24 protein-coding genes are annotated in these 26,720 nt (G+C 52.2%); 15 read left to right on the forward strand and 9 right to left on the reverse strand.

Going from position 1 to position 26,720, the window contains the following annotated elements; genetic code table 11:
- The first annotated feature begins 31 nt into the window (after nucleotides 1-31).
- The 10 genes from rpoH (at nucleotide 32) to DWB84_RS12020 (ending at nucleotide 9,469) form a co-directional block, all read left to right on the forward strand.
- Entirely contained in the window at nucleotides 32-886 is an 855-nt protein-coding gene (rpoH, locus tag DWB84_RS11975) for an RNA polymerase sigma factor RpoH (protein WP_187410023.1), read from the forward strand.
- A 116-nt stretch (nucleotides 887-1,002) separates the two neighbouring features.
- Nucleotides 1,003-2,148 (forward strand): Wadjet anti-phage system protein JetD domain-containing protein, encoded by a 1,146-nt coding sequence (locus DWB84_RS11980; RefSeq protein WP_187410024.1) that lies wholly within the window; start codon nucleotides 1,003-1,005, stop codon nucleotides 2,146-2,148.
- Complete coding sequence (locus DWB84_RS11985) at nucleotides 2,141-3,124, forward strand: ROK family protein (RefSeq protein WP_187410025.1); 984 nt, start codon at nucleotides 2,141-2,143, stop codon at nucleotides 3,122-3,124. Before DWB84_RS11980 ends, DWB84_RS11985 begins: the two co-directional genes overlap by 8 nt.
- Nucleotides 3,121-3,918 (forward strand): YdiY family protein, encoded by a 798-nt coding sequence (locus DWB84_RS11990; protein ID WP_187410026.1) that lies wholly within the window; start codon nucleotides 3,121-3,123, stop codon nucleotides 3,916-3,918. Before DWB84_RS11985 ends, DWB84_RS11990 begins: the two co-directional genes overlap by 4 nt.
- Before the next feature lie 98 nt (nucleotides 3,919-4,016).
- Nucleotides 4,017-4,883 (forward strand): zinc-dependent peptidase, encoded by an 867-nt coding sequence (locus DWB84_RS11995; RefSeq protein ID WP_187410027.1) that lies wholly within the window; start codon nucleotides 4,017-4,019, stop codon nucleotides 4,881-4,883.
- 3 nt (nucleotides 4,884-4,886) lie between these two features.
- Entirely contained in the window at nucleotides 4,887-6,092 is a 1,206-nt protein-coding gene (locus tag DWB84_RS12000; RefSeq protein WP_187410028.1) for a class I SAM-dependent RNA methyltransferase, read from the forward strand.
- Complete coding sequence (locus DWB84_RS12005) at nucleotides 6,083-6,763, forward strand: SprT family zinc-dependent metalloprotease (protein ID WP_187410029.1); 681 nt, start codon at nucleotides 6,083-6,085, stop codon at nucleotides 6,761-6,763. Before DWB84_RS12000 ends, DWB84_RS12005 begins: the two co-directional genes overlap by 10 nt.
- Before the next feature lie 28 nt (nucleotides 6,764-6,791).
- On the forward strand, nucleotides 6,792-7,472 hold the full coding sequence (gene trmB, locus DWB84_RS12010; protein WP_187410119.1) for a tRNA (guanosine(46)-N7)-methyltransferase TrmB: 681 nt from the start codon (nucleotides 6,792-6,794) through the stop codon (nucleotides 7,470-7,472).
- A gap of 229 nt (nucleotides 7,473-7,701) precedes the next feature.
- On the forward strand, nucleotides 7,702-8,229 hold the full coding sequence (locus tag DWB84_RS12015; protein ID WP_187410030.1) for a TIGR02444 family protein: 528 nt from the start codon (nucleotides 7,702-7,704) through the stop codon (nucleotides 8,227-8,229).
- A gap of 22 nt (nucleotides 8,230-8,251) precedes the next feature.
- A complete protein-coding gene (locus tag DWB84_RS12020; RefSeq protein ID WP_222868144.1) occupies nucleotides 8,252-9,469 on the forward strand; it encodes a MalY/PatB family protein in 1,218 nt (405 codons plus the stop codon).
- A gap of 31 nt (nucleotides 9,470-9,500) precedes the next feature.
- On the opposite strand, the gene DWB84_RS12025 is transcribed toward DWB84_RS12020, so the two are convergent.
- The 4 genes from DWB84_RS12025 to DWB84_RS12040 form a co-directional block, all read right to left on the reverse strand.
- Entirely contained in the window at nucleotides 9,501-10,316 is an 816-nt protein-coding gene (locus DWB84_RS12025; protein ID WP_187410031.1) for a DUF3618 domain-containing protein, read from the reverse strand.
- Nucleotides 10,313-10,738, reverse strand: a complete 426-nt coding sequence (locus DWB84_RS12030) for a phage holin family protein (protein WP_187410032.1) — start codon at nucleotides 10,736-10,738, stop codon at nucleotides 10,313-10,315. Before DWB84_RS12030 ends, DWB84_RS12025 begins: the two co-directional genes overlap by 4 nt.
- Nucleotides 10,731-11,510, reverse strand: a complete 780-nt coding sequence (locus tag DWB84_RS12035) for a hypothetical protein (RefSeq protein ID WP_187410033.1) — start codon at nucleotides 11,508-11,510, stop codon at nucleotides 10,731-10,733. Before DWB84_RS12035 ends, DWB84_RS12030 begins: the two co-directional genes overlap by 8 nt.
- Nucleotides 11,511-11,795: 285 nt before the next feature.
- The gene (locus DWB84_RS12040; RefSeq protein WP_187410034.1) at nucleotides 11,796-13,781 is read right to left on the reverse strand and encodes an ankyrin repeat domain-containing protein; all 1,986 of its coding nucleotides are present in this window, start codon (nucleotides 13,779-13,781) and stop codon (nucleotides 11,796-11,798) included.
- 1,122 nt (nucleotides 13,782-14,903) lie between these two features.
- Here DWB84_RS12040 and DWB84_RS12045 point away from each other — a divergent pair.
- From DWB84_RS12045 to DWB84_RS12055, 3 genes are read left to right on the forward strand one after another with little or no spacing between them, the layout of a single operon-like run.
- Nucleotides 14,904-16,454: a cytochrome c3 family protein gene (locus DWB84_RS12045; protein ID WP_187410035.1), complete on the forward strand. Its 1,551-nt coding sequence runs from the start codon at nucleotides 14,904-14,906 to the stop codon at nucleotides 16,452-16,454.
- A gap of 4 nt (nucleotides 16,455-16,458) precedes the next feature.
- Nucleotides 16,459-17,778, forward strand: coding sequence for a cytochrome c3 family protein (locus DWB84_RS12050; protein ID WP_187410036.1), 1,320 nt, complete (start codon nucleotides 16,459-16,461; stop codon nucleotides 17,776-17,778).
- Between the two features lie 19 nt (nucleotides 17,779-17,797).
- A complete protein-coding gene (locus DWB84_RS12055) occupies nucleotides 17,798-19,864 on the forward strand; it encodes a hypothetical protein (protein ID WP_187410037.1) in 2,067 nt (688 codons plus the stop codon).
- Between the two features lie 77 nt (nucleotides 19,865-19,941).
- On the opposite strand, the gene DWB84_RS12060 is transcribed toward DWB84_RS12055, so the two are convergent.
- Entirely contained in the window at nucleotides 19,942-20,889 is a 948-nt protein-coding gene (locus DWB84_RS12060) for a hypothetical protein (RefSeq protein WP_187410038.1), read from the reverse strand.
- A 522-nt stretch (nucleotides 20,890-21,411) separates the two neighbouring features.
- Between DWB84_RS12060 and DWB84_RS12065 the strand changes: the two genes are divergently transcribed.
- Nucleotides 21,412-22,167 (forward strand): FKBP-type peptidyl-prolyl cis-trans isomerase, encoded by a 756-nt coding sequence (locus DWB84_RS12065; protein WP_222868145.1) that lies wholly within the window; start codon nucleotides 21,412-21,414, stop codon nucleotides 22,165-22,167.
- Nucleotides 22,168-22,205: 38 nt separating this feature from the next.
- Here the strand turns inward: DWB84_RS12065 and DWB84_RS12070 are convergent, their stop codons facing one another.
- The 3 genes from DWB84_RS12070 to DWB84_RS12080 all read right to left on the reverse strand — a co-directional run bounded on the left by DWB84_RS12070 (nucleotide 22,206) and on the right by DWB84_RS12080 (nucleotide 24,495).
- A complete protein-coding gene (locus DWB84_RS12070; protein WP_187410039.1) occupies nucleotides 22,206-23,276 on the reverse strand; it encodes a WD40 repeat domain-containing protein in 1,071 nt (356 codons plus the stop codon).
- 84 nt (nucleotides 23,277-23,360) lie between these two features.
- Nucleotides 23,361-23,825: a sigma D regulator gene (rsd, locus tag DWB84_RS12075; protein WP_187410040.1), complete on the reverse strand. Its 465-nt coding sequence runs from the start codon at nucleotides 23,823-23,825 to the stop codon at nucleotides 23,361-23,363.
- Between the two features lie 178 nt (nucleotides 23,826-24,003).
- Entirely contained in the window at nucleotides 24,004-24,495 is a 492-nt protein-coding gene (locus tag DWB84_RS12080) for a disulfide bond formation protein B (protein ID WP_187410041.1), read from the reverse strand.
- Between the two features lie 146 nt (nucleotides 24,496-24,641).
- Between DWB84_RS12080 and DWB84_RS12085 the strand changes: the two genes are divergently transcribed.
- Nucleotides 24,642-25,064 carry a flagellar basal body-associated FliL family protein gene (locus DWB84_RS12085; RefSeq protein WP_255428960.1) on the forward strand — a complete coding sequence of 141 codons (423 nt, stop codon included), beginning with the start codon at nucleotides 24,642-24,644 and terminating at the stop codon, nucleotides 25,062-25,064.
- A gap of 25 nt (nucleotides 25,065-25,089) precedes the next feature.
- Here DWB84_RS12085 and gshA read toward each other — a convergent pair whose 3' ends face one another.
- Nucleotides 25,090-26,712, reverse strand: a complete 1,623-nt coding sequence (gshA, locus tag DWB84_RS12090) for a glutamate--cysteine ligase (protein ID WP_187410042.1) — start codon at nucleotides 26,710-26,712, stop codon at nucleotides 25,090-25,092.
- Between the last annotated feature and the right edge of the window lie 8 nt (nucleotides 26,713-26,720).

Below are 26,720 nucleotides of genomic sequence, written 5' to 3' on the forward strand. Positions count from 1 at the left end.
TCCCCCGGCTATTTCATTAGGAGGATTAGTAATGGGCACCCAATTACAGCCTGTCGACATTCTGGCACCAGGTCAGAACCTGACGGCGTATATTCAGGTCGTCAACGGGTTCTCGATTCTGTCCGCTGAAGAAGAAAAAGCCCTTGCGGAAGATCTCTATTACCGCAACGATTTGGAAGCCGCGCGCCGTTTGGTGCTGGCTCATCTGCGTTTTGTAGTCCATATCGCCAAGTCCTATTCAGGCTATGGCTTGTCCCAGGGCGATCTGATTCAAGAAGGTAACGTAGGGTTGATGAAGGCGGTAAGACGCTTCAACCCGGAAAAAGGCGTGCGCCTGATTTCCTTTGCCGTTCATTGGATCAAAGCTGAAATTCACGAATTCATCCTGCGCAACTGGCGCATCGTCAAAATCGCCACCACCAAAGCCCAGCGCAAATTGTTCTTCAATCTGCGCGGCCAGAAGAAACATCTGGGATGGTTGAGTCGCGAAGAAGCGGAAGCCGTTGCCAAGGACCTCAACGTCGACGTTAAACACGTTCACGATATGGAAGGCCGTCTGGCGGCTTTTGATGCCGGTTTCGATGCCGGTGTCGACGAAGACGATGACACTGCCTACCAAGCTCCAGTGAACTATCTCGAAGATCGCCGTTTCGATCCGGCTGTGATGCTGGAAAACGCCGATTGGGAAGACAACAGCGTCAGCAATCTCGAGCAGGCGCTGGAAAAACTCGACGAGCGCAGCCGCGATATCCTGCAAAAACGCTGGCTGAACGAAGAAAAAGCGACTCTGCACGAACTGGCGGCAGAGTATGGTGTTTCCGCTGAACGCATCCGTCAGCTGGAGAAAAATGCCATGAAAAAAATCCGGGTAATGATCGAAGCCTGATCAATTTGCGCCCGCAATACAAAAGCCGCTGCCAAGCGGCTTTTTGTTTTTTTGCATCGCTGCCTTTTTTCACTCATATTAAGTTCATGTCCTAATGAGCCAGTAAGGAAATGACCATGAGCGAAGCCCCTCTCTTGGCCGAAGAAACTCACGCTTTGCTACACCGGCTCCTGGATAAGGTGGACGCCGGGAACATGCGCTGGCAGCTCAAATGCTCCGCCCGGGAAACGCCGGAACTCTACGATTTTGCCGACCAGTCCCAGGTGGAAGTGGTGTGGGACGATTTGAAGCAACTGGCCAAGTTGGGCGTTCTCGACCTCAAACTGAAGGCGCGTCAGCGACCCGGCAACAACGACTATGACGACGGCCTGATCCAGCTTAAATACGAAGCGGAAGAGATGGTGCGCATCTGGCTGCAGCGCCCGGCGTTCGACCCACGCCAGCATCTCTGGGATTCTGCACTCGCTCCTCACCTGGACATATTTGAAGATGGTGGTGAGGCCTTAAGGCGCGAAGTTTTGCGCTTTCCCGGCCGAACCTATGAACAATTAGCCGCGGCCTTCGCCAGTATTCCTAAAGCACTGGAACATCCTATGACTCTGCGCCAGTTGTCGGCGCGGTGTTTTTGGGGGGCTTCGAAGTTTCTCGATCGCCGCGAGCCGCTGTTGCTGGCGACCTTTCCCTCCCTGGCGAGCAAGATAATTGCGCGTCCGCTGTTGTTATCGGTGTATCTCCCGGAGGCGATGGAGGAAATTCTGTTTGTGGAAAACCAGGATTCCTATCTGGGCTTGGTTGCCCAGGCTCCGGAACGCTTAGGGTTGATTTATCTGGCGGGTTTTCGCGGCGCTGCATTGCGCGTGCGCGAGGCGGGTCAGGCGATCTTCAGTTACGTCAACGCGGTCAGCCCAGAGCTGCGCGAGCGCTTCGGCCAATTCTGGCTGGGGCACCAACAGATGCCTTGTTATTTTTGGGGCGACCTCGATTTTGCCGGTATGGCGATTCTCGCAGCCTTGAAGAAGGTGTTTCCTGGTGTTGAAGCCTGGCAGCCGGGCTATAAGCCGATGGTGGACATTCTCCAGCGCGGCGGCGGGCATTCCGCTGTGGGCGGCGACAAAGAAAAGCAGTATCACCCAGGCACTACCCAATGTCCTTACGCTGACTATGTACTGATCCCGGCGATGGAGGAGCAGTTGGCGTTCGTGGATCAGGAGACGATCAGCGCGGACAAATTGCGTTGGCACAAGGGAGAGGACGATGACTGATGAGCAGGCAGTAGGTACGAGAGGAAACGAAAAGCTGTATGCCGGTATAGACGCGGGGGGCACTGAATTTAAATGTATCCTCGCCACTGGGCCGGATCAGGTGGTGGCGCAGGACAAGATCCCGGTCACCTATCCGGAAACCACGCTGGCGGCTTGCCGGGATTTTTTCCGCGCGGCACAGCAAGCCCATGGCAGTTTTGCGGCGCTGGGGATTGCCAGTTTCGGGCCGGTGGATTTGCGGCGCGACTCTCCGACCTACGGGTCGATCACATCCACGCCCAAGCCCCATTGGGCCAATATCAATATCGTCGGTTATTTCAGCGATGCTTTGGCATTGCCCATTCGTTTCGATACGGATGTAAATGGCGCGCTCCTGGCGGAGTGGTGCTGGGGTGCTGCGCAGGGGTTGGAGAACGCCATTTACGTCACCGTCGGTACAGGAATCGGTGCTGGGGTTATGGTGGACGGACGACTGTTGCACGGCACCATGCATCCGGAGGCGGGCCATATGTTGTTGCCGCGTTATCCCGGTGACCCATTTGTCGGCTCCTGCCCTTATCACGGCGCTTGCCTGGAAGGTTTGGCGAGTGGTCCGGCGCTGGCGCAGCGCTGGCAGGTGGACCCAAAAAGCCTACCGGATAACCATCCCGCCTGGGAATTGCAGGCGCACTATCTGGCTAGCATGTGCGTCAATCTGGCATTAACCTACTCGCCCCAGCGCATCGTGATTGGCGGTGGCGTGATGGAGCGGGCTTCTCTCTTACCCATGATACGCAAGGCATATCTTGCCCAGATGAACGCGTATCTGGGCGATCAGACTAAGGACATTGAGCACTTTATTGTGCCCGCAGGGCTAGGCGGACTGGCAGGCGCCTCGGCGCGATTGCTCTTGCTCAATCGCCGGTTTAACACCGGCTTCTCTAACCCCTCTAGAGTTCAACCTCCAACTTCCAAAAACATTAGGAGCACACCATGAAAAAACACGCGCTTGCAGCCGTGATTACCGCTAGTTTGCTGCAAACTTTGTCACTGGCTCATGCTGCAGACGAACCTCCATTTGCCGCAGATGCGGAGCTGGGGGTGTTGTTGACCTCTGGCAATACCGAATCCACCGCCTTGAAAGGCAAGCTGAATCTGAAGCAGGAGCTGGAGAGCTGGCGTACCAAATATGTGTTGGAAGCGCTTTATAAAGAAGATCAGCTGGAGATCGTGGAAAACGGCGTTGCGCGTACGGAAGAGCAGACCACGGCGGAAAAATACTTCGCCTCCGCCCAGGCCGATTACAAATTGGATAATCAGTACCGCTCACTGTTTATCTTCGGTTCCTATGAAGAAGACAAATTCAGCGGCTACGACTTCCAAGCATCCATCGCCGCGGGTTTTTCCGACCGTTTGTTCCAGGGAACCCAATCGTTTTTTGATTACAGCGTCGGTCCTGGTATTTCCATGAGCCGTACGGATGAAGTGCGCGACGCTAATGGCGTGCTGGTGACCGATAACATCTATGATGAGTCCATCATGGTTAGACTGGCCGCTTTGTATCAATACGATTTCAGCGATAACGCCAAATTCACTCAGACATTCTCCAGCGATGTGGCTTTGGAAGATGGCGCCAACACCAAATCCAAGGCAGAGACTGCGTTGATTGCCAATATCAACCAATCGCTGGCGATGAAGGCGTCTTTCATCATCACCCACAACTCAGAAGTGCCGGAAGACCGCACCAGCACAGATCGGCAGACTGCTCTGACATTGGTTTACACCTTCTAAACGCAACACGGCCCGCATTAACACGGCGGGCCGCAGTTTGATCCCCCGGTCTCACCCTGTACAATTCGATCCCGTCGAGTTCTTGAGCCACTGTGTATATGCGTGACCCCGTATTGTTCAGCGTCATAGTCGGCGGTCTCACGGTGGCCATCGTCGCCATGTGGGGCTGGCGTCAGTACCAGTGGTTTCGCACCCGCCGGGCTCCTTTTCCCGAAAAATGGCTGGCGCTCGTGCGCAAGTCAGTTCCCTTTTACGATCATATGCCCAGTGAATTGCAGCAACAGTTGCAAGCTCATATCACCCGCTTTCTGTTCGAAAAACGCTTTGTCGGTTGCGCCGGTTTGGAAGTCAGCGAAGAAATGACGGTGACTATAGCGGCCAGCGCCTGCTTGCTTCTGCTCAACCGCCCGACTCTGCATTTCCGCAATGTGCGCTGGATTTATCTCTACCCCGCCGAGTTTGTCGTGCGCCATACTGTGCATGACGTTGCGGGCGTCGTATCGTCGGAAGAAGGCGTGTTGGCAGGTGAATCCTGGTCGGATGGCAAAGTCATCTTGTCCTGGGACGATGTGCAAAAGAGCGTCTACGACTTCAACGATGGTCGCAATGTGGTATTGCATGAATTTGCCCATCAGCTGGATGCCGAGTCCGGTTCCATGAACGGTGCTCCTTTGCTCCGCAGCCGCGGTGCCTATGGCAGCTGGGCGACCATTCTTTCGCGAGAATTCAATTCCCTGCGTGATCACGTCTATTTTGGCGAAGAATCCGTATTGGACTCCTATGGTGCGTCTCATCCAGCGGAGTTTTTTGCCGTCGCCACGGAGAGTTTCTTTGAAGACCCGGAAACTCTCTCCGAAGAACATCCGGCGCTCTACAACGAGCTGCTTGCCTATTACCAGGTGGACCCAAGGGAATGGCGGCCTAAGATTGCGCCGCGCCGCGTAAAGCCAGTCGAGGAAACCTGAGCCGTGGTGAGTAAAAAACGCGGTTTGCGCTTTGTGACACCCGGGCGAACCACTAGGTCCGGGCCGAGCGAGTTTGAAGCAGATGTGATCGGCGTAAGCGACACTGGCAGTGCCGTCGTGCAGCACCCGGATGGCCGGCGCATATTTGTGGCCGGCGCCTGGCCGGGTGAGCGCATTCTCGTGCGGATAAAAGAACTGAAAAGCCAGTACGGCATAGGGACGCTTGTTAAGGTTCTGACGCCAAGCCCCTCTCGTATCGCTCCGCCCTGCCCTTATCACGGCTTTTCCGCTGGTGAATGCGGCGGCTGTGCCTGGATGTTTATGGACTACCAGGAACAGCTGAGCGCCAAACAACAGCGGGTCGAGCAGGCCATTCGGCGTATACAGGCGGACGCGCCGGTGCTGCCCATACTGCCGTCCCCGGATCCCCTGGGTTACCGCATCCGAGCCCAGCTTAAAACAGATGGTACCGCCCTCGGGTTCGTCGCCAATGCCCAGCGCCAGCTCGTCGATGTACAGGACTGTCTGGTGCTGACGCCCACCAATCGCGCGACCTTGCGCGAGCTGCGCGAAACCCTGCCCAACCCGGCGTGGAAACCGGCAAATCGCCAGGATTGGACGACGCTCGATATAGATGAATCGGTGTCTTCGGAGAATGTGAGCGTTAACAAACGTTTGCCGTTCCAACAGGCCAATCGCGCGCAAAACGAAGCTATGCAGAACTGGCTGGCCAAGCATTTGGCGTCCTTGTCGCCCGCAAGCTGCGTGCTGGAATTGTTTGCTGGCTCCGGCAATTTCACCGAGGTGATCGCCCGCGCTGGCTTCTCCAAGATCACGGCGGTGGAGGTGGTGCCCGAAGCGGTATCCGCCTTGGCAGAGCGCGGTCTGGCTGGCGTGACGCCGGTGACCTGTGACTTGTTCGATGAAGCGAGTTTCGCGGACCTTATGCGCCGTCAGCGCGATACGGAAATACTGGTGCTCGATCCTCCCCGCGATGGCCTGAAATGTCGCACTGGCCTGTTCGATAAAAAGAATCGCTTGCGGGAAGTTTTATATATCTCCTGCGATCTGGCGACTTTATGTCGCGATCTGCAAGAATTTCACACTTTTGGCTTCGTTTTGTGCGAAGTCCAGCCGGTCGATCTGTTTCCCCAGACTCCCCATGTGGAAATTCTGGTGCGCTTAACGCGAGGTGCGGTGTGGCCCTAATTGCAGTAGCGCCGGATGTGATGGCGGAACTCAAGCGTACGCGGCGGCGCTCTATTGGCATCAAAGTGCACCGTGGCGAGGTCACCGTCAGCGCGCCTATGCGGGCACCGCTGGTGGAGATTCAGGCGTTTGTCGCGCGCAAGGCGCGCTGGATCCGCAAACATCTGGAGTTGCAGCGGCAGGCCGCCGCGCGGCCGACCGAATTGAAGCTGGAGCCGGGTGCTTCTCTGCCGTTTCTCGGGGAAAGCTTGCGTCTGGAGATGTCCACACAACCCTATGGCGTGGTGCGCGACGGCGACCGTTTGCTGATTGGCGGCGAGGCAGATCTGTACAAAGCGAAATTGGCGCGCTGGTTGGTGGGTCAGGCTCAGGCTTATCTGCCAGGTCGCGTTGCGGAGTTTGCCCCGCGCGTAGGTGTGAAGCCGCAGGGGTTTTCCGTGCGCTTCTACAAAAGCCGCTGGGGCAGCTGCAACCGCCGCGGCGAGCTGCAATTCAATTGGTTGTTGATGATGGCCCCGCCTGCCGTTGTGGACTATGTGGTGATCCACGAGTTAGCCCATCTGCGCCATTTCGATCATTCCCCGGCGTTTTGGCAGGTGGTGCGCGAGGTCATGCCCGATTACGCCATCCATCGCGCCTGGCTGAAACAACAGACCTCACTGGTCTGGTAATCCTTTTTTGTTGTGAGACTTCATGGAAATCAAACCCGAATTTAAACCCAAATCCATTCGCAGTTTTGTTATCCGCGCTGGCCGTATGACCGAGGGCCAACGCAGCGCCTTTGACGAGCACTGGGCAACCTATGGTTTGAGCCTGTTTGACGGTTTGCTCGATCCGGTAAAGGCATTTGGCAATGATCAGCCGCTGGTGTTGGAAGTGGGATTTGGCATGGGCGACTCTCTGCTCGCCATGGCGCAGGCGGAACCGCACCTGAATTTCATCGGCATTGAAGTTCACCCTCCCGGCGTTGGTCGTCTGATCAATAATGCCGCCAAAGAAAATGTGACCAATCTGCGCGTCTATATGGCGGATGCGAAAGACGTGCTGACGGACTGTATTGCCGAGTCCAGCATTGCCCGTTTTCAACTCTATTTCCCCGATCCATGGCATAAGAAAAAACACCACAAACGCCGTATCGTGCAGCCGGAATTTGTAGCGCTGGTTGCAAGCAAGCTCGGCAAAGGCGGTTTATTGCATATGGCGACGGATTGGCAGAACTATGCGGAACAGATGTTGGAAGTGCTCAGCGCCGAACCGTCTCTGCGCAACACGGAAAACGATTTTGCGCCGCGCCCGGAATTCCGCCCGAAAACCAAATTCGAAGCCCGCGGCGAGCGTTTGGGGCATGGGGTATGGGATTTGCTTTTCGAAAAAATTTGATGGAGTTCGCGCTGCAATAAATCATCGCAGTGGACGCTTATGAAACAAGCGCGTAGTGTTAGGTCGCCAAATCGAATTTAGGTAACTGAGTAAGTTTTTAAAAAGGCAGTCGTCGCCGTCTAAGTTACCGAAACTCTGACCTGAGATCGCCGAGAACACATGTTCGAATTTCGGCTCATGAATAATAAGCCTGACCAAAAAAGGGCAATAAAATGAGGAGTGATCGATCATGACCCACGAGATCAAAACCAACCTGTGGGCCTATGCCACGGGTTTTTACGCCCAGGAGCCCATTCGCCAGAAATGCCTGGAATTGCAGGATGTTTACGGCGCGAATGTGGACACGATTCTTTGGTTGTGCTGGATCGACTCCAATCGCATTCATGTGCCGCCGTCGGCATTGGATCAGGCGCTTGCCATAGTCGGCGGTATCAATCAGGAATTGTTGGGTGGCCTGCGCGAGGTGCGTCATAAACTTATTGCCGCCAGCAGTTTTACCCGTGTGCAGGAACAGCTGGTGCGCAAACACATACTCGCGGCGGAATTGGCCATCGAAAAAGTGTTGCTGCAACGTTTGCAAGATCTCACTTCGCGCCTGCCCTCTGTTGGTCCGGAGGAAGAATGCCTCAGTTTGTTTGATTACCTGGATCGTTTTGCCATCGAGCGCTCTGGTCAGATAGCGGCTTATTTCCTCGAAGAGGGGCGCCAGTTCGGCTACAACCTGGAAGCCGAGGAAGCGGCGGTCAGCGCACCTTGATGATTATTTTTCGCTGCGGTGAATGCCGCAGCAATCTCCACTATTCATTCCCCCGCCCATGACGTTTGATTTCGATTTCCCTATAGATCGCACCAACACAGACTCGGAAAAATTCGACGGCCGCCAGCGCTATTTTGGTCGTGGCGATATTATTCCTCTGTGGGTTGCCGATATGGATTTTGCGGTGCCGCCATGCGTCAGCGAAGCCATTTATAAGCGCGCTCAACATCCGGTATTGGGTTACACGCTCTATCCGGAAAGTTTGTATCAATCCGTCATCGACTGGTTTCAAACGCGGCATCAATGGCGTATCGAGCGGGATTGGATTTTGATGATGCCGGGTGTGGTGCCGTCGCTGCACGCTTGTTGTCTGGCGCTGGCGAATGAACAGGAAGGCGTCATTATTCAGCCGCCGGTGTATTTCCCGTTTTTTTCCACAGTGACCAATACCAAACGGCGTTTGCTATTAAATCCGCTGCAGCAAATCGACGGCAATTATCAAATCGATTTTGCTGAACTGGATCAACAGGCAGCTGAGGCAAAAATTCTATTATTCTGCACGCCGCACAATCCGGTCGGTCGGGTATGGAAATCAGAGGAATTGCGTCAATTATTGCGCATTGCCATGCGGCACGATTTGATTCTGGTATCTGACGATATTCATGCGGATATTATTTTCCCAGGTCATAAGCATACGATGCTCGGCACTTTTGCGAGCGAACCGGAATTTGCCGATTTTATTCAGCGCAATTTAATTACTGCCGTTGCACCGAGCAAAACTTTTAATATTCCGGGCATGGGTCTGTCCAGTCTGATAGTGCCGGACGCGCAGAAGCGCAAAAAAATTCTGCAAACCATGGAGTTGCTCCACGTCAGTAACCATAACCCTTTTAGTATTGTCGCCTTTGAAGCGGCTTATCGCGACGGTGCCGATTGGTTGGATGCGCTTTTGCAATATCTGGACGGCAATAAACAATTTGTCCGACAATTTCTCGCTGAGCGTATACCGAAAATTAGTGCCAATGATGCTGAAGGCACTTATTTGTTATGGCTCGACTGCAGGCAACTGCAAATGGATGATCATCAGCTGCGCGACTTTTTTATTCATCGCTGTGGCGTGGGTTTTAGTGCCGGTATCATTTTCGGCAAAGTCGGCAGCGGATTTATGCGCATGAATCTGGGGGCGCCGCGAAAAACTCTGCAAACTGCGCTGGAGGCGATTGAAAGAGAATTAAAATAAAAAAATCCCGGCTATGCCGGGATTTGCTTGTTTAAGAATTTAATTTGGGCGCACTATCCGAATATCTCGGTTCCGGTGTATAGGGCTTCACGGCAAAATCTTCCTTGATATCCCGAGCGGATTTTTTCCCGACATTCTCTACGCGCTGAGTAATTTCCTCTGATGCTTCCTTCGCTTTATTAAGCACATCATCTCTAGCGCGCCCCATCAATTTATCTTCAACGTGACTGGATGGCAGGCTTCCGCCAATGATCGCTCCCAGAGCGACACCAGCTGCGCCCACAGCCAACGGCTGATCCTCCAAAAGGTGCTGAAATCCCTCAGATGCGCGATGAGCCTGATGGCGAATTTCCTTGCCGGTGTGACCGACGCTATGACGCAATCGATCGCCCGCTCTGCGCGCGCCGCGCCAGGAATCCTTCATTTGCTCTTTTACCTGCCCCGCTTTTTCTTTTACATCAGCACTGCGCGAGGGCCCACGATAGGCTGGATCGTAATCCGCATCCAAACCATAACTTGCACTGACCGGCTCGTCATAATCCGGACTGGAACTCGCATGCTCATAAGAACGTGGATAGGCTGCACGTCTTTGGCTGCCAAACATCATCCAGGCCAATCCGATAGCGGTGAGTACTGTCGGTACGGGATTATTTTTAATCGTATTAACAAAATTCTGCGCAAATTCCCCGCCGTTTTCCCGGCCGTAAGCGAGAACCTGATCCAACATTTGGCCGGGAGAGAATTTTTGCTCCAATGCGTCGATGGTTTGGCCGATATGCGCGCGCTGTTCCGCAATTTCCCTTTCTAATTGTTCCTGGTTTTTTTGTGCTTCTGTTTTGAGACTCATAACGCACTCCTTACCGCTCGTTGATCTTTGTCGAGGGAGTCCAATGTATGTTGTGGTTTAAATGACGAGGCTTTTAAATTCTTTTTGCCTGCACTGACCATTACAAACCCGACAATAGACACGACCAAACCAACAATCAATGCCGCCAACCAAAGCTCCATGACTTTTGCAAGTCCAAAAGTTGCCGCGGCCAGAATAAATAAAAATCCTGCAAATAAAACTGAACCGCCGGTGACCAGGCTGACCAACCCTGATTTGGCTTCGTCAACCGAATGAGAAATTTCCACCTTTGCCAGAGCCAATTCTTTAGTGAATAAAGAGGTGATGTCATTCGCTAATTGTTTCATCAGGCTGGTGAGCGACGCAGAATGATTTTGCGCTGATGGAATCGGGCGAATATGAGATTGGTTGTAATCACTCATAACGTTTACCTCCGTTTAGCAAATCATTGGAATTGGATGCGGTTGAGCGCGGGCTGCGCGCGCGTTGAAATTCCGCGATGTCGTCTTCGAACGATAATTCGTTGACATCATATTTATCCGGGCTGTTGATTTCGTCGAGGGAGGGATTTTCTGTGCCGGCGAAATCATCAGCGACATAATCCGCTTCCGACTCCATAGGTGCGTCAATTTCAGAAGCAGGCGAGTCACTCGCGGAAGAGGCATAGCTCTCGGAAGAAGCAAAATTATCGCTCGCGGAAGAAGCAAAATTTTCAGAAGAGTCATACGGCTCATCCACTATATGGCGATCTTCCAGTGTGTCTGACCAGGGTTCATCCTCCCAGCGATCAAACCAAGCTTCCGAATCATCTTGTGCACCATAATCCGCACCGTATTCGCTGCGCGGATATTCAGACTGAAGCCGTCGCGAGGAAGCTTTGGCAAAGCGGCTTAATCCCAGGCCGATGGCAAGGCTGCCAGCAATAAACAAAGCGGGATTGCGCCGCGCTACCGCTTCCATATCGTGAATTAATTCGTTGACACTTTTGGTTTGCAATTTTTTCGCAAACGAACCGACACCTTCAGCAATTTCCGCTACGTAATGTGAAAGGTCCGGATTGTCATGCTCACGTAAATAATCCGCCGCGTCTTGCGTGGTTCTTACAGTGTTTTGCAATGCCGCTTGCAAATCCTCCCTGATATTGTTCAGGGAACTTGCTGGCTCTCGCTGGCCATCTCTGTGTTCATAGTTCATAGCTAAATACCCTTTGGAATTGCTTGAAATTCACCGGAAGCGCGCCTTAGCGATCCGCATTTCAATATTTGTTTTTTGAACCAAAGAGCTTTTGCAAGAATTGGGCAATAAAATCAAAGGTGTTGATTTTTATGATTTTGGGCAGAATTTGTTCGAAGATAAATTTTGTGACGGGTTGATGAGGAGAGGAATTTAAAAGGGAAATGTAAAACCTACATCTTTGTTTATGCAGGTTTAGCGAGTTGATTAACAGGGAGATTAAGGAGGGCTTCCTGCCCTTAAAAATCAAAAAACCCCCAGCACCGATTTGCTGCGCACAAGCTCGTGCATTTGTGGGCTGACTTGTTTGGCAAGATCTATAGCGGAAAAGCCGAGGCGGTTTTTGCGCGTTACGCTCGCATTGGCATCCAGAAGCAGGCGAACCACATCAAGACTGTTGGAAGAAACCGCAATCATCAGCGCCGTATCGCCGCGTTGGTTGCGCAAGTCCACTTGTGCTTTGTTCTGCAACAGCCAGGAGGTCATAGCCGCGTTTTTGTTGGTGGCGGCGATCATCAGCGCTGTATTGCCGCTGGTTGACTGATGATCAATGGCGCTGTGGGGCAGTAGCTGGCGCGCGCACTCCAGACAGCCATTATCAACCGCCATCTGGAAAGGCGTGCGCCCGACAGAGTCGGCCTGACTGGCGGGCACGCCCGCCTGTAACAGGCGCTGAATCAGCTTGTCATTGCCTTCTGCGGCGGCAAACCACAAGGCGTTGCGCTGTTGCTCATCGACCGCGGCGGCAGAGCTGGCGAAGGGCAACAGGCGGTCCAGGATCTTGGTTGCATGGTGCTGGGTGGCGAGCAATATGTAACGGTCTACGGGCGCTTTGGCGACCGTCAAATGTGCCTTGATGGATGTAGTGCTGGTGGCGTTCCCCATCAGCTTTGTCAGCAGCAGATCCGCCATATCCAGGCGATCCTGCTCCAGCGCGGTAACCAGGGCATCGCGGCCGCTGTTATCTGTAATGCCTGCATCGGCGCCAGCGGCCAACAGGGTTTTCACCATATTTTCCTGATCGGTTTGCACGGCGACATGCAACGCCGTCTGCCCGCGATAGGCCTTCTGATTGACCTTGGCGTTGTGCTTGATCAGCGCGTCGACCATCTTGGGTTTTTTGTGCTTGATCGCCAGGATCAGCAGCGTAGAACCGTCTTCCAGTTCCAAATTGACCGCACTGGGGTCTTTGGCGAGCAGTTGGTTGAGCAGAGGGGCATTGTCGTTGATCACGGCTTTGGCGGCGGGAGGTAAACGGTCGCCTTCCAGCTGTGCAGCTACCACAGTCACGTCTTGGGTTGCGCGGCCCCGGCGCCAGCCCTGGCCGTGTTTGGCGCCGAGCTTCTCCAGCTGTGCCATGGTGGGCTTGTGTTGTTGCTGTTCGGCCAGATCAAGCGGCGTCAAACCTTCTTTATTGCTGTGATTGACATTCACCCCGAGCTGCACCAAATGGCTTATCAGATCGTATTGTTTGAGGCGAATGGCGTAGTGCAGCAGGTTGTCGCCATTGCTGAGGATTTGGCCCTTGTCTGCACCTTTTTCCAGCAGCTTGCGAACCAATGCTGGCTGCTTGCTTTCCAGGGCGGCCTGAGTTGCCGTCAAGCCGAATTTATCAGCGTGGCGGACGTCGATTTTGCGTTCCAGCAACCAGTTCACTGCGGCGACATTGCCGCTTTGCACGGCGTAGAACAGCGCGGTGCGACCAGCGCTGTCCTGTAAATTGATATTGCCGTGTTGCTGCAGCAGGCGGTTGAGCAGGTCGATCTGGCCGCTGCGCGCTGCGCCAAACCATTGATTTTCCATTGGTGCATCTTGGTTGACCTTGGTTTCCGGAACACCGCGCGCGAGCAGGTTTTTCGCCGGGGCATAACCCTGGGAGGCAGAAGCCTCCAGGAGACCGCGGGCGCGTTCAGGCGAATGGGATTGCAGCAATTGGGACAGGGCGAACTGAGCGCCGGCATGATTCTGATTTATCGCCTTCTCGAACCACTGCTGTGCAGTCCGCTCGTCTTTTTTGACACCGCGTCCCAACAAATACAGATTGCCCAATTCGTACTGGGCATCGGGATTGCCAGACTCGGCGGCACTGCGGTAATGCGCGGCTGCTTCGGCGAATTGTTGCAGGCGAACGGCTTTGCGTGCAGCAGCCATATCGTCGGCGTGCGCGCCGGCGATGATGCTAAAAGCCAGAAAGGTTGCGCCAATACGCAACCCGAAATTAACAAGTCCCAAATTTTGCCTCCACTTCGATTCCGGCACTGCGCAACAAGGTCAATTGCACAGGTTACGACTTAATCATAGGTAGTGTCTGCAGACCCTGCTGATCTCCAGAGCCACTCTATGGAATTTGTTTTCCTTTAATGAGATTCCCTCGCAGAGCGTTCATTTACGCGCTGCCGCAGGTAACCAAAATGCGGCTGTGGCCGCCCAGGATAAGGACTTTTTGTCCTATTTATTTGTTCCGAGTGCCCAGGCCTTGGGGCCTGTGCACCATGATTGGATTTGGATCTAATGGCATGGTGCCAGAAATCCATAAGTTGATCTTTACGAGCTTCACGGAATTCAAATTGCCGCTGCGCGATCACCATTCAACCCTATATCGATCGTCACCCATTAAAATCCCGCGTTCGCCGCGCGTAGTTTAATCAATTGGGTTTAGCATTCACTATATAGAGAAGTTGATAATTCCGCGGGCAGTGAGATGCACTGCTCACTTTGGTGTAGGAATGTCCCCTATAATTTCAATCCTTTTACTTAAAATTTGATCAACCCTGTGGCGATAAATCGAGCAACCAACGTCCGAAAAGTATAAGCTGCTGGGTTAAAAAGTATAAAAAGTCGGGAAGGTCCACAGAGGTTAACAATCCCCACACCGCGCAACCTTGGCTATCCTCAACATTGGCTGTCTTCGAATATCGACTTGCCGAACTAGAGTGAACTTGGTCGTGGCGTTCAAATTAACATATTATGGTTGCAATAACCAAAAGCCCATCTGGGTGTTGCTTTGGTCATTGCATCCAAAAACGGGTTTTTGCGCAGATGGGCATTCTCCCTGCGCAGAAGCCGTTTCTATTAAATAGTCTGGCTGACGATAGCCCTGTTTGAATTGCAAGGGCGGTTCCTATTTAACCGCCATGCAGTTGATTAGTGTGTTGTTGGAACCTCGTAGTGGTAGGAATTCATCTGTTCAAGCAGATGGGATCTTTGCAGGTCGAGTGGTATGACCCTGAGTGGACGAACGCTGTTACAGCTTCTTCGTTTAGGTCACATGATTATCACGGCCATCGCCCACGTAAGTGGTTCATAAGTATTGAATGACATCTAACGAATGGCATTTATTGAATGGATAGCCGAATGAAATATTCACTGTGGGCGCTGATCTTGTGCTTATTGTTCAGCGGATCTGCTTGGGGACAGTCCATCAAGCAGCGTGTGCTGATGCCGGGTGACTTGATCAAAGGGCACGCGGAATTTGAAGCGAATTGCGATAAGTGCCATTCGACTTTCGATAAATCCGCCATGTCCAATCTGTGTTTGGACTGCCACGATCAAATTCGCGCGGACCGCACGAGCAAAACCGGTTTCCATGGCCAGTCTCCGCTAGCCAGCGTCAAACCTTGTAATACCTGCCATACCGATCACCTCGGCCGCGATGCCGACATTGTCGGAATTGCGATCGACGCTTTTAGTCATGAGTTCACCCGCTTTCCGCTGCAGGGCAAACATGCGCCTCTGGCGTGTGAGAGCTGCCACAAACCCGGCACAAAATTCCGCGATGCTGAACCCGAGTGCGCGAGCTGCCATAAAAAAGATGATTTCCATAAAGGCGCATTGGGCACGGAATGTCAGACCTGCCACGAGCCTCACGGCTGGCAAAAGCGCCTGGAATTCGATCACTCCCAGACTGGTTTTCCGCTAAAAGGGCTGCACCGTGAAGTGGCGTGCAGTGGCTGCCATGCGGGACAGAATTACGAATTCCAGGAAACCACCTGCGTGAGCTGTCACAAGGCGAAGGATGTGCACGCAGGTAAAAACGGCAAGCAGTGTGATACCTGCCACTCAGTGGATGGTTGGGATAAGCGCATTTTTAATCACAACACCACGGAATTTCCGCTGACCCATAAACACGCGCAGATTCCCTGCCGCGCTTGCCATACCAATGGTGTGGTGGAAAAAAATACGCCGATGAACTGCCACAGCTGCCACGCCACCGACGATATTCACCTGGGGCGCAACGGCAAGCAGTGTGAGAGCTGCCATACTCCGGCGGAGTGGAAAAAAACCAAGTTTGATCACGCGCGGGTCACCGGCTTTCCGCTCACTGGCAAACACCAGGCGCTCGCCTGTACGAGATGTCACGTAGGTGCGTTGCAAGATGATTTGCCGCGCGACTGTGCGTCTTGCCACGCCGCAGATGATGTACACAAAAATCCGGAAATGCAGATTTGCGCAACCTGTCATATCACTGACGGTTGGAAGAAAATCAATCGCTTCGACCACCACTTCACCAACTTTCCGTTGGTGGGTTTGCACAGCATTGTTCCTTGCCAGAACTGCCATATCGGCAACCAGTTTGCCGGCACCAGCACCAATTGCGTGAGCTGTCACAAGCAGGATGATCATCACAAAGGCGCACTCGGTGAGAATTGCCATAGTTGCCATTCGCCCAATGCCTGGAACCTCTGGCAGTTCGATCACGAAGAATTCACCGGCTATGCGCTCTTGGGTTCACACGAGAATCTTGCCTGTGACGCCTGTCATGCTCCCGGAACTGATCCGCACAAGACCCAACCAGTCTGTGGTAAATGTCACGCACGGCAGGATATTCACAACGGCGGTTTTGGCCTGGACTGCGGCCGGTGCCACAGTCAGAACAAGTTTTTTGAGTTGATACTGCAGGACTAGACCCATGATCAGAGCAATGCAGTGGTGTATGCGGGTGCTTGGCCTGTTGATCTTGATCGGCTGGGCCGGCGTGTCAGCGGCGCAAGGCAGCCTTTTTGATCACGCAAAAACCGGTTTTGAACTCACTGGTGGGCACAATTTTGTGCCCTGTGAAAGCTGCCATATCAACGGACAGTTTGAGAGCACGCCGCGCGAGTGCGCCGCCTGTCACAGCATCAATGGCCGCTTCAACGCCACGCCCAAACCCATCGAGCATATTTTATCTAGTGATCGTTGTGACTCCTGCCATAACACGATTTCGTGGCAGGCAGTTCCGGTGGTGGATCACCACGAGGTCTTCGGTCTCTGTCAGAACTGTCACAACAACATCATTGCGCCTGGGCAGCACCCCGAACATATTCCGACCCAAAACAATTGTGCCGACTGCCATTCAGAGCTCAGTTGGCAACCCGCGCGGTTTAATCACGATCACGTGACTGATCGCCCCTGTTTTACCTGCCACAACAATATCAACGCGATTGGCCAGGATGCAGATCATATTCAGACGGAGATGCAATGCGAGGCATGTCACTCCACAGTCGCGTTTAGCCCAGTATTAAGAGTCGATCATGATTTTGTTCGCGGGTCTTGTGTCCAGTGCCACAACAATACTGTTGCACTAGGGCAGCCGGATAATCATATCCGTACGCAACAACAGTGCGATGCTTGCCATTCCACAGTGTCATTTGCTCCAGTCACACGCGTGGACCACGATTTTGTGATCGGCAATTGTGTGGATTGTCACAACAACAATATTGCACCGGGCAAACCGGCGGAGCATATGCCGCTGTTACAAGACAGCTGCGGCAATTGCCATTTCACGACGTTCTGGACGCAACCCAGAGAAGTTGACCACAGTTTGGTAAGTGACAACTGCTCGTCCTGCCATCTTGGCCAGTATGCCGATACGTCATTTCCTGCTACGCATATTTCGATCAACACATTGGAGTGCCAGCACTGCCACAACACAGTGGCCTTCTCTCCGGTGATGCGAGTGGATCACCAGTTTGTTGCGGGTACCTGTCAGGGTTGTCACGCCGAAGACAAACCCGTGGATCACATCAATGTGCTGCCGAATGCTCAATGCAACGAGTGTCATACGAGCACGGAAATCTGGCCTTCGGTACCGGTGGTCAATCACGATTTTGTGTTGGGGACCTGTTCATCCTGCCATAACGGAGTCATTGCTAAAGGGCAGTTTGATGGCCACATACCAACAGGGCCGTTGGAGTGCGATACATGCCATAAAAGCACTACGTCGTTTTTGGGCGGCTTATCTTTTTAGTGGTGATGGATAAGGTGTTATGAAAAATTTAACGAAAACATTCCTCAACGCCATCCTCGCCACTGCTTTATCAGTCTGCGGAGTTGTGGCCGTGGCTCAGGAAACTGAGCCGCAGGCGGAAACATTTTTTTCCCTGTACCGCGATTACGCCAATGCGGGTTATGCAGTGGAGTGGCCGGTTAGCGCGGGCGGTGTAAATGCTTTGCGCAATCGCCTCGGTCGCTATGGTTACCTTGCGTTTTATACCTCCCCGACGCTTCTGCAAAACAAACCTTTGCCGTTGGTGCATCTCGGATTTTTTATTTCACGCCAGGAAGCACAAAAATTTATCGCCGATAACGGTTCTGCATTTACCGGTCTGCGCGTCGTCAGCGTTGCGCCCACTGAGCACCGTCAATTGTTTTCGGGAGATGCGCAATCCTGGTATTGGCTCTCACCGTCTACAGAAGATAAACACGCCGGCCTCCAGGCCATTCTGGCGGAAGCCAAAAATCTTTATATGAACCAACAGTACCAGCAGGCATTGAATTATTACGCGGTGCTGTCGCTGGCGTCTGATCGCGAAATCTCTACCTGGGCGCAGGAGTTGATGGGGTTGACCTATGAGCGCCTCGGCCAAACAGACCTGGCGCTGCAGACGTATCGCAATTTAGTAGAGAGCAATCCGGAAGGTAGCAGCGCTAAGCGCATCAACCAGCGTCTGCGTGCATTGGAAACCGCGGCGGACGATGGCAAAGGGGCGCTGCGCAAATCCAAATATGCCGAGAGCAACCCCAAATTTTATTGGCGCGGTTTGTTTGGTCAGTCATACAACTACATGGAACGCGGCGGCAAACATCTGCCAACGGAAGATGTATTTTCCGTTCTAGCGACCAATTATGACTTTACCGCGGGTTATCGCCATCCAGAACATGAAGTAGAAGTGCGCTTGGCTGGTTATGACCAAGCAGACATGCTCGACTATGTAGATGACGATAAAACCGTCATCAAGCGCCTCTATGTGAATTACACCCATGTGAATACAGGTTTGAACCTGGTGGGCGGCCGGCAGCGCGATTACGGCAGCGGTATGTATCACTACTTTGACGGGGTGAGCGTGAAGTACCCGCTCTCGCAGCGCTGGAAAATCGGCGCCAGCGCAGGTGTGCCTGTGCAGTTTTCCGACTTTTACGATTACATGGACCGCAAATTTTACAGCCTGCAAACCAGCTTCGACTGGGATGACCACTGGAGCTTTGGTGGCTATATCACCCAGCAGACTGTATATGGCGAGACTGATCGGGCAGCTTACGGTGGCAAAGCGCAGTATGTATCGAAAAAGTTCTCCAGCTACCTCAACCTGGATTATGACTACGAGTTCGCCGAGCTGAATATTCTGCGCTGGCAGGGTTCTTACCATATCAACGACAAACACCAACTCTCCGCTCATTACGGTCGCCAGCGGTCGCCATTTCTGACCTCTACCAACATTCTTATAGGGCAACCCTATCTGAATCTGGAGCAGTATTTACGCGATCAGTTTAACCGTGACTACCTCCTTTATTACGCACTGGAACGAACGTCTCTGTACGAATTCGGCTCATTGAGCCACCAGTGGAAAGTGGACGACGAGCTGCAAATCATTACCGATGTCTATCACTCCGTCAGTACGGATATCCCCATTTTTACTGCAGAAGACGGTGGTTTGACTTGGACTGTGGAATCGAAAGACGCCGAGTACCGCTATTCGTCCGTAGGCGTGCAAGCGGTTGTCGAGAACTTTTTTGGCGGCAATGACTCGGCGATCATGAGTTTGCGTTTTATTGATACCACCCAATCCTCCTCCAATGTTCTGCAGCTGTCCGAGCGTTTTCGCCTGTTTAACAACCGCGTGTTCGTTACACCGAAAGTGCAGTTGAAATACACCCAGAAAAAGTCCGACGACACGGCGCAAACCAATGTGCGTGGCAGTTTGGCTCTTTCATATCGCCCCTGGCGCAATACCGATCTTCGTTTGGAGGTAGGTAATGAAGCGATTCGGGATGTGGATGAGAAGATCAATATCGATTATTCGTACTTGATCGCGGGCTACCAACTGCGCTTCTAAGATACAAATATCGACTTTGGTCGACGATGGAATCAGATAATTGCCGCCACCAGAAGGTGGCGGCCGGCGTGGGATGATTAGGCTTCGCTATCGAACAGGCTGGTTGGTGCCGCAGGTGCTTCAGTTGTAGCTTCTTCAGAGGCGTGCTCGGCTTCTGCCGGAGCCGGAATTTCAACTGAAGTTTCAGCGGTTTCCACTACTGATGGCTCATTGGCAATTTCTTCAATCGCTGATACCACATCTTCTTTTTTGGGAAGCTTGGCTTTTTTCGCCTTTTTCTCTTTCTTCTCAGTAGCTTTCTTAGCTTCCGTCACTTCCGCTGGGGCGGCATTCTTTTTAGGACGACCGCGTCGCTTTGGCGCTGTGGAAGTTTCTGCTGCAGCTGGCGCAGTTTCAGTTTTTGCTTTGCCAGGTTTTCTGCCGGGCTTTTTCTTCTCAACCACTACCTTTTCAGCTTTCTTGCTGGTCTTCTCAGCTTTCTTATTTGCCTTCTCAGCTTTCTTGCTGACTTTCTCAGTTTTTTTGCTGGCTTTCTCGGCTTTCTTATCTGCCTTTTTGCTCGCTTTTGCAGGGGCTGCGGCAGCTTCACTTTTTGGCTTGCGTCCGCGTTTTTTGCCAGTCGCTTTCGCAGCAGCTTTGGCTTTAGGAGCTTTGCTTGAGGTTGCTGCTGCGGTTTTACCGCCTTCTTTTGCCTGGGCAAGTTCGAGTTTTGCTGCAGCAATTGCGTCTTTGAGTTCAGTTGAAGCTTGTTTCAGTTTTGCCACTTCAGCCTGGAGCTGCTTAACTTTGCTTTGGTTAGCTGGAGACTTTTTCTTCTTGTTGGCAGCGACAGCAGCCGCCAGTTTGTCTTTAGCCTTGCTCAACGCAGTCTTGTTTTTTGCGGCACCGCTTTGAGCAGCTTTAAGTGCTTTTTGCGCGTCGCTTACTTTTTTCGCGCGAGCTTTAGCGAGTTGTCCTTGCAGTTGGGCGATCTGTTTTTCGAGTGCGAGAACGGGATCTACCTTCTTTTTTTTCGGCGCAGCCATACGGGATACCTGTGTAATGTTAAACAAGGGATTCAATCAACACTCAAAATAATAGCGTGCTTCAAATAAAAAATGTACAGTTTTTGCGCTATTTGCAAGTTTAAAAATGCAACTTTTCAAAAAAATATCACTAAATATTCGCGATTTAATTGAAATGAATAGAATCGCGATCGAGCATCAGTAATAACACAGCCCAATCGCACGTATTGTTAATTGATGTGAAATGTCGTTTTCGCAGGATTTCCGCCAAGAAATATCTAGTTGAATACGGGGTTGGATCGGCGCGCCTTGAGTGTTTCGTTGGGAGTCGAAATTTCGATACGAGCATTCGCTCGGCAACTTTGGCGGGTAATGCTTCAAGGGAGGGTGGGTAAAGCAAAAAAATGTGCTGCCAGTCTGCGATCCCGCCAAAAATTGCGTTACCATGGCGCACCAAGTTCGTTTTCTCGGCACCCCGGGAGTAAGGCTCGCCCGCTACAGCTGAGAACCCTTTGAATAATAGGAGCTCACTGGAAAAACACTATGAAGAAGTTACACGTCACCAAAGCCGGCCTTCTGGGTGCCACCATAGCTGCAGTATTGGTTACCTCAGGCTGTAATAAAGAATCCAATAATGCAGCCTCAACTGAGGTCAAGCTCGACACCGTCGAACAGAAGATGACCTACATCGTCGGATATAACATGGCTAAACAGGCTCAGGCCAACGGACTTGATTTCCAAAAAGAAGTTATGTCCGCTGCAATCCAGGATGTTCTGGATGGCAAAGATCCCCGCATTGCTCAAGCCGAGCAGCAACAAATCATGATGTCCTTCCAGGAAGAGCAGCACAGCAAGCGCGAAGAAGAGCGCAAAGTGGCTGCTGAGAAAAACCTGAAAAGATCGCAAGAGTTTTTGACTGCGAACGCGAAAAAAGATGGCGTGAAAGTCACCGAAAGCGGTTTGCAGTATGAAGTGTTGACCGCTGCTCCGGAAGGCGCTGCGTCACCGACTGAAGATGACGTGGTCAAAGTGCATTATCACGGCACTCTGGTTGACGGTACTGTATTCGATAGCTCCGTCGAACGTGGTCAGCCTGTCAGCTTCCCGGTTAAAGGCGTGATCAACGGTTGGGTGGAAGCGCTGCAGTTGATGAAAGTGGGTGATAAATTCAAATTGTACATTCCGCCAGAGTTGGGCTATGGCGAAGGTGGTACTTCTGGACAGATCGGTCCAAACGACGCGCTGATTTTTGAAGTGGAGTTGTTGGAAATCAATCCATCAATGGAAGGTCACCCTTGATATAAAGGTGTTGAAAATAAACGGGGCTTCGGCCCCGTTTATTTTTTCTGGGTCAATTTAAAAACCAGTCCATTTGATGCAATTGCGTAAAATTTCCCCTGCTCTTCGCTAAAGGCGACATCAATGACTGCTGCACCCGCCGGTTTCCATAGTCTGCGCTGCCCTAGCTTCCAAATGGTGGGGTTTTTAAGATCGTTCAAATGCCATAACGAGATGGTCTGATCCGTTTGGCCCGCTAATAAAAATTGATTGTCCGGGCTGAACCGAGCACTGGTGAAGCTTAAACCGCGCTTTACTCGTCCCGCCTTGAGCGGAATTTCCCCTACCACTTGGCCGTCGCGACTGCGCCAAATAATGGCTTTATCGTATTGGCTGACGGATAAAACAAGGCTGCCATCGGGCGACAGGACGACCAATTGGACCTCGTCGTTGTGACGCATACGTACAAAGTGTTTGTTGTTTTGCAGATCCCATGTCACAGCTGTGTAATCCGCTGAGCCGGTAGCGGCGATCAATCCTTTGTCATCGAGGCTGACGCTGTGAACCCGATCCTTATGATTGAACGTGTGAATAATTCCGCCGCGTCTGACGTCGAAAATTACCGCCGTGTGGTCAGCCAATCCTAAAAGTGCTTTATTGCCGCCCGAAGAAAGCTGTACCGAGGATATTTCTCCTGGTGCCTGCCAGTAGCGCGAAGCCTCACCCGTTTTGGTGTCCCACAACACTAATGTATTAGTATCGGCTGTCAGCGCCCAATTGCCATCCGGGGAGGTATCCGCAGCGGCCAAAATGGTGTCGGTCGCCGCTTTATGGCTCCAGTTGAACAGGCGCTCTTCATCGGATAATCGCCAATAACTGATGCCGTGATGCATGGAGCCGATCACCGCATAATTTCCACGATCGTCCAACGTACCTGCATAAATCCCTGCGGTAGCCACTTTTATTTGGCCCGCTGGTGGATGCGCTTTTTCGCTACAGCCCAACCCAGCCATTAATACAGAAATCGCGACCAGAGCCCGCGCACAGCAACGGAATGTTGCGGAGTGTTGCAAAGGAATAAATGTGCGCGGATTCATGCGGCGGTCTTCGAATTGGTGGGGGCTATTCATTGGAAGCTTAGCAGCACTCCCGATGATGGCCAGGGACATAAAAAAAGCAGCTAATGCTGCTTTTTTTATTGGGCGAGTGTGAATCTATATCACCTGATCTCTGTGCGAATGGTGGAGCACTTCGATCATTTGATCCTCCGCTTCGAAGCGGATAGCGAGAGATTCACCCAACTTGGATAGGTCGGCTATCAGAGAACTCAAGTCATCGGTTTCCTGATATTTATCGTTGAAGTCGAGAATAAATTCGGTGGTGGTATCTATGATTTTGTAGTGCGACTTGGCTTGCGCGAGTCCCTCCTGGTCTTCGAATTCACGTCCTTCATTCAGAAGTTGTTCGTAAACTTCAAAGTGTCCGGCGGAGACATAATCCACTAGGATTTGGCAGAAATGGCGCAGGTTTTCTTCCGTTTCTGCTGTGAAATTGCTTTCCTTTTCTGCGCTAAGTTTGCAAAACAATACCAGAAGGGATTGTCGTTCTTGTAACCACCGGTCGATGATTTCGCTTACACCACCCCATCGCTCCCGTGCCGATTGACAGTTCTCAAGCATTCATAATTCCTCGGTTTTATAAAGCCATTATTATTCGAATTGGGATTATTGACTGGCTTGTTCAGCAAGATAGGTGATCTGCGAGCAATGAGCAAGCCCTAAACTTTAACCGGGTTTAGGGCATTTGGAGGGCGTTAGATCGAAGCGGGGCCAAAGAGAAGTGGGCACTTAGGCCGCATCAAGCGCGGCGCAAGATCTGCCAGATATTAAATAAGGCTAAGCCGATAAAAGCGACGAGTGTCCAACCGGGGATGCTGATCCCAAGAAAGGTCCACACGACTTCCGCACAGTTGCCGTCGCCGCGCAAAAGCACCGACAAAGCATCCATTAAAGGAAAGTTTTCCAGCAGATAACTGATATCGGGACCACACGCGGGTACCTGATCTGGCGGCAAACTTTGCAACCATAATTGGCGGGTGGAAAAAGAGCCGCCCAAAATAGCAAACAGAACCCCAAGTATTCCGAAGATTTTTCTGCCTTTAGCCTGCGGATTAAAAATGAACCCCAGCAACCCGGTGAGTCCCACCGCAATAATGAAAATTCGCTGCGTTATACACAGCGGGCACGGATAAAGATCCATGAAGTACTGCATATAAAGGCCGGTGAGAATCAATCCGGTACAGCCGAGAAAAATCAGCAAAAACGTCTGGCGAGATGAAGGTAAGGGCATATCGGAGTCCGCATTAAAATTTTCCTGATGGACGCTGTACGGTAGTGAAAGTTTCGTTTTAACTCAAGGCGCCGTTTTGCTCTAACAAGCAGAGAACGGGGATTCAACTATTCTTAAGTTCGAATATCGCAAACGAGATAAGCAAAATGTTGCTGAGAGTAATCATGTTGCTGGCCTGCGCCTGGCTCGCTCCATCCTTCGCGTGGGCGTCCTCTGACGCCTCGGCAGAAGCCACTGGCGGCAATGCGGGGAATATTTATCTACCGTTGAAACCGGCATTTATTGTGAATTACGGTGGTCCCGGCAAGCTGAAATATATCAAGGCGGATATCTCGTTGCGCTTACAGGACCAGCAAGTCGCCAATTCTGTGCGCCACCATATGCCCTATATCCGCAATAACCTTGTCATGCTGTTTTCCGCTCAAACAGACGAAAGTATTTCGTCTCAGGAGGGTAAAGAAGCGCTGCGGCAAGAGGCACTGCAGGCGGTGCGCGAAGTCATCCAGCGAGAGGACCAGGTAGAAGGTGTGGTCGATCTCTACTTCAACGCCTTTTTAATCCAAAAATAACCGTTTATCTCAAAGGCAGTACCGTTTAGGCCACTTTCGATTCGTTGCAGCAGCGCTGATATTGCTCGTAATAGGATTTAAGGTAATCGGCAAATGGCGCTTGCTCTTGCCTTTCTTCGTCTGCTTGCAACGTCAGCGATTCTTCCGCCATATCATTGAGAAGCTTTTCCACTGCAGGCGCGAGCGGCTGCGCGAGCAGTGTGCGTTTATGGATAACGGCCCGCTGTTTTGCCCATTGATGGAAGGAAAGCTTTTGCTCGTGCAGTTCTGTCAGCACGCGAGCGGATGGCGTGGAATCGGGGTTGTCGATTTTGTTTTTCTGTACTTTCAATGAGTTGCTATAGGCGTTGCCGCCATGCACCTGATCCAACAGTTCCGCCAATGGCTGAAACGCATCGAACAACTCATTGGCCCATTGGCGCATAGAGATACTCTGGCCTTCCGGCGTGATGAGATCGACACCCGGACGACGGCCTTCGCTGACGATGATTTTCTGGTTGGCGAGAATGTGTTGAAACTCGGTTCTATCGCAATGGGGGCTGTCGGCTAGGGCGCAAAACAATAAGAAGATGTCGAGAAAGCGGATCTGGTCCGCATTGATACCTATGGGCGAAAAGGGATCTATGTCCAGGCAGCGCACTTCAATATATTCAACCCCTCTGCGGCATAGAGCGGTCAGCGCCGTTTCACCTTTCTGCGCACTGCGCTTCGGGCGAATGGCGCTGTAAAACTCATTTTCGATTTGCAGCAAGCCGGTGTTGAGTTGGCAGAAGTGGCCTTCGCTGTCGGTGACTCCTATCTCTGCATAAGGTGCGTAAGGAGTTGTAATAGCGCGGCCCAGGGTTTTGACATAGCTCTCCAGTGAGTTGTAACACACATACAGAGACTCTTGGGCTTTGCTTTGATATCCCAGGTCCCCCATTCTCAGGGAGGTTGCATAGGGCAGGTGCAAGGTGTTTTGATCTTCGCCAAACGGCTGCAGTGCGTGAGGACGGTCCTGTACGAAACTGCGGCACAGTGCTGGTGAGGCACCAAAGAGATAAATCAATAACCAATAGTTGCGACGGAAATTGCGGATCAAGTCGAAATAGCGCCGGTTTGTATACTGGTCCAGCTCTTCCACTGAACCTTCGTTCTGATGCATGAAGGCCCAAAACGATCCCGGCAACGAAAAGTTGTAGTGAACGCCTGCAACGGTTTGCATCACCCGACCATAGCGGTGGCCGAGGCCAATGCGATAGACGGTTTTCATTTTGCCGCGATTGGTGGTGCCGTAGAGCGCAACCGGAATATCGTCACTCTTGCCCACCAGGCAAGGCATGCTGTGGCTCCACAGGAGTTCGTCGCCTATATGGCGGTAGGTGAATTGATGGAGAGACGTAAGTTGCTCCAGCAACATGCCCAGTCGGTGCGATGGCGGGGTAATGAATTCCAGCAGGGCTTCGCTGAAGTCTGTCGTGATCTGCGGATGGGTAAGTGCAGAACCCAAGCCTATCGGATGAGTTGTCGCAGCAATCCAGCCGGAGTCTGCAACCCTTAAACATTCTTTTTCGACACCGCGCAGAATGCCTGACAACAGAGGGGCATTCTCCCGATCGAATAATCCGGCAGGGATCTGCTCGGGGCTGAGCTTTGTATATTGGCTCACAATGCCAT

It is taken from the genome of Saccharophagus sp. K07, assembly GCF_014336955.1.
Lineage (GTDB): Bacteria > Pseudomonadota > Gammaproteobacteria > Pseudomonadales > Cellvibrionaceae > UBA5868.

Coding starts and splice junctions, on each gene's coding strand:
- DWB84_RS12045 (WP_187410035.1), top strand. CDS start 14,904: ATGAAATATTCACTGTGGGCGCTGATCTTGTGCTTATTGTTCAGCGGA.
- DWB84_RS12030 (WP_187410032.1), bottom strand. CDS start 10,738: ATGAGTGATTACAACCAATCTCATATTCGCCCGATTCCATCAGCGCAA.
- DWB84_RS12080 (WP_187410041.1), bottom strand. CDS start 24,495: ATGCCCTTACCTTCATCTCGCCAGACGTTTTTGCTGATTTTTCTCGGC.
- rsd (WP_187410040.1), bottom strand. CDS start 23,825: ATGCTTGAGAACTGTCAATCGGCACGGGAGCGATGGGGTGGTGTAAGC.
- DWB84_RS12035 (WP_187410033.1), bottom strand. CDS start 11,510: ATGAACTATGAACACAGAGATGGCCAGCGAGAGCCAGCAAGTTCCCTG.
- DWB84_RS12025 (WP_187410031.1), bottom strand. CDS start 10,316: ATGAGTCTCAAAACAGAAGCACAAAAAAACCAGGAACAATTAGAAAGG.
- DWB84_RS12085 (WP_255428960.1), top strand. CDS start 24,642: ATGTTGCTGAGAGTAATCATGTTGCTGGCCTGCGCCTGGCTCGCTCCA.
- DWB84_RS11990 (WP_187410026.1), top strand. CDS start 3,121: ATGAAAAAACACGCGCTTGCAGCCGTGATTACCGCTAGTTTGCTGCAA.
- DWB84_RS11980 (WP_187410024.1), top strand. CDS start 1,003: ATGAGCGAAGCCCCTCTCTTGGCCGAAGAAACTCACGCTTTGCTACAC.
- DWB84_RS12050 (WP_187410036.1), top strand. CDS start 16,459: ATGATCAGAGCAATGCAGTGGTGTATGCGGGTGCTTGGCCTGTTGATC.
- DWB84_RS12060 (WP_187410038.1), bottom strand. CDS start 20,889: ATGGCTGCGCCGAAAAAAAAGAAGGTAGATCCCGTTCTCGCACTCGAA.
- DWB84_RS12020 (WP_222868144.1), top strand. CDS start 8,252: ATGCCGCAGCAATCTCCACTATTCATTCCCCCGCCCATGACGTTTGAT.
- DWB84_RS12065 (WP_222868145.1), top strand. CDS start 21,412: ATGAAGAAGTTACACGTCACCAAAGCCGGCCTTCTGGGTGCCACCATA.
- DWB84_RS11995 (WP_187410027.1), top strand. CDS start 4,017: ATGCGTGACCCCGTATTGTTCAGCGTCATAGTCGGCGGTCTCACGGTG.
- DWB84_RS12070 (WP_187410039.1), bottom strand. CDS start 23,276: ATGAATAGCCCCCACCAATTCGAAGACCGCCGCATGAATCCGCGCACA.
- DWB84_RS12055 (WP_187410037.1), top strand. CDS start 17,798: ATGAAAAATTTAACGAAAACATTCCTCAACGCCATCCTCGCCACTGCT.
- DWB84_RS12015 (WP_187410030.1), top strand. CDS start 7,702: ATGACCCACGAGATCAAAACCAACCTGTGGGCCTATGCCACGGGTTTT.
- DWB84_RS11985 (WP_187410025.1), top strand. CDS start 2,141: ATGACTGATGAGCAGGCAGTAGGTACGAGAGGAAACGAAAAGCTGTAT.
- rpoH (WP_187410023.1), top strand. CDS start 32: ATGGGCACCCAATTACAGCCTGTCGACATTCTGGCACCAGGTCAGAAC.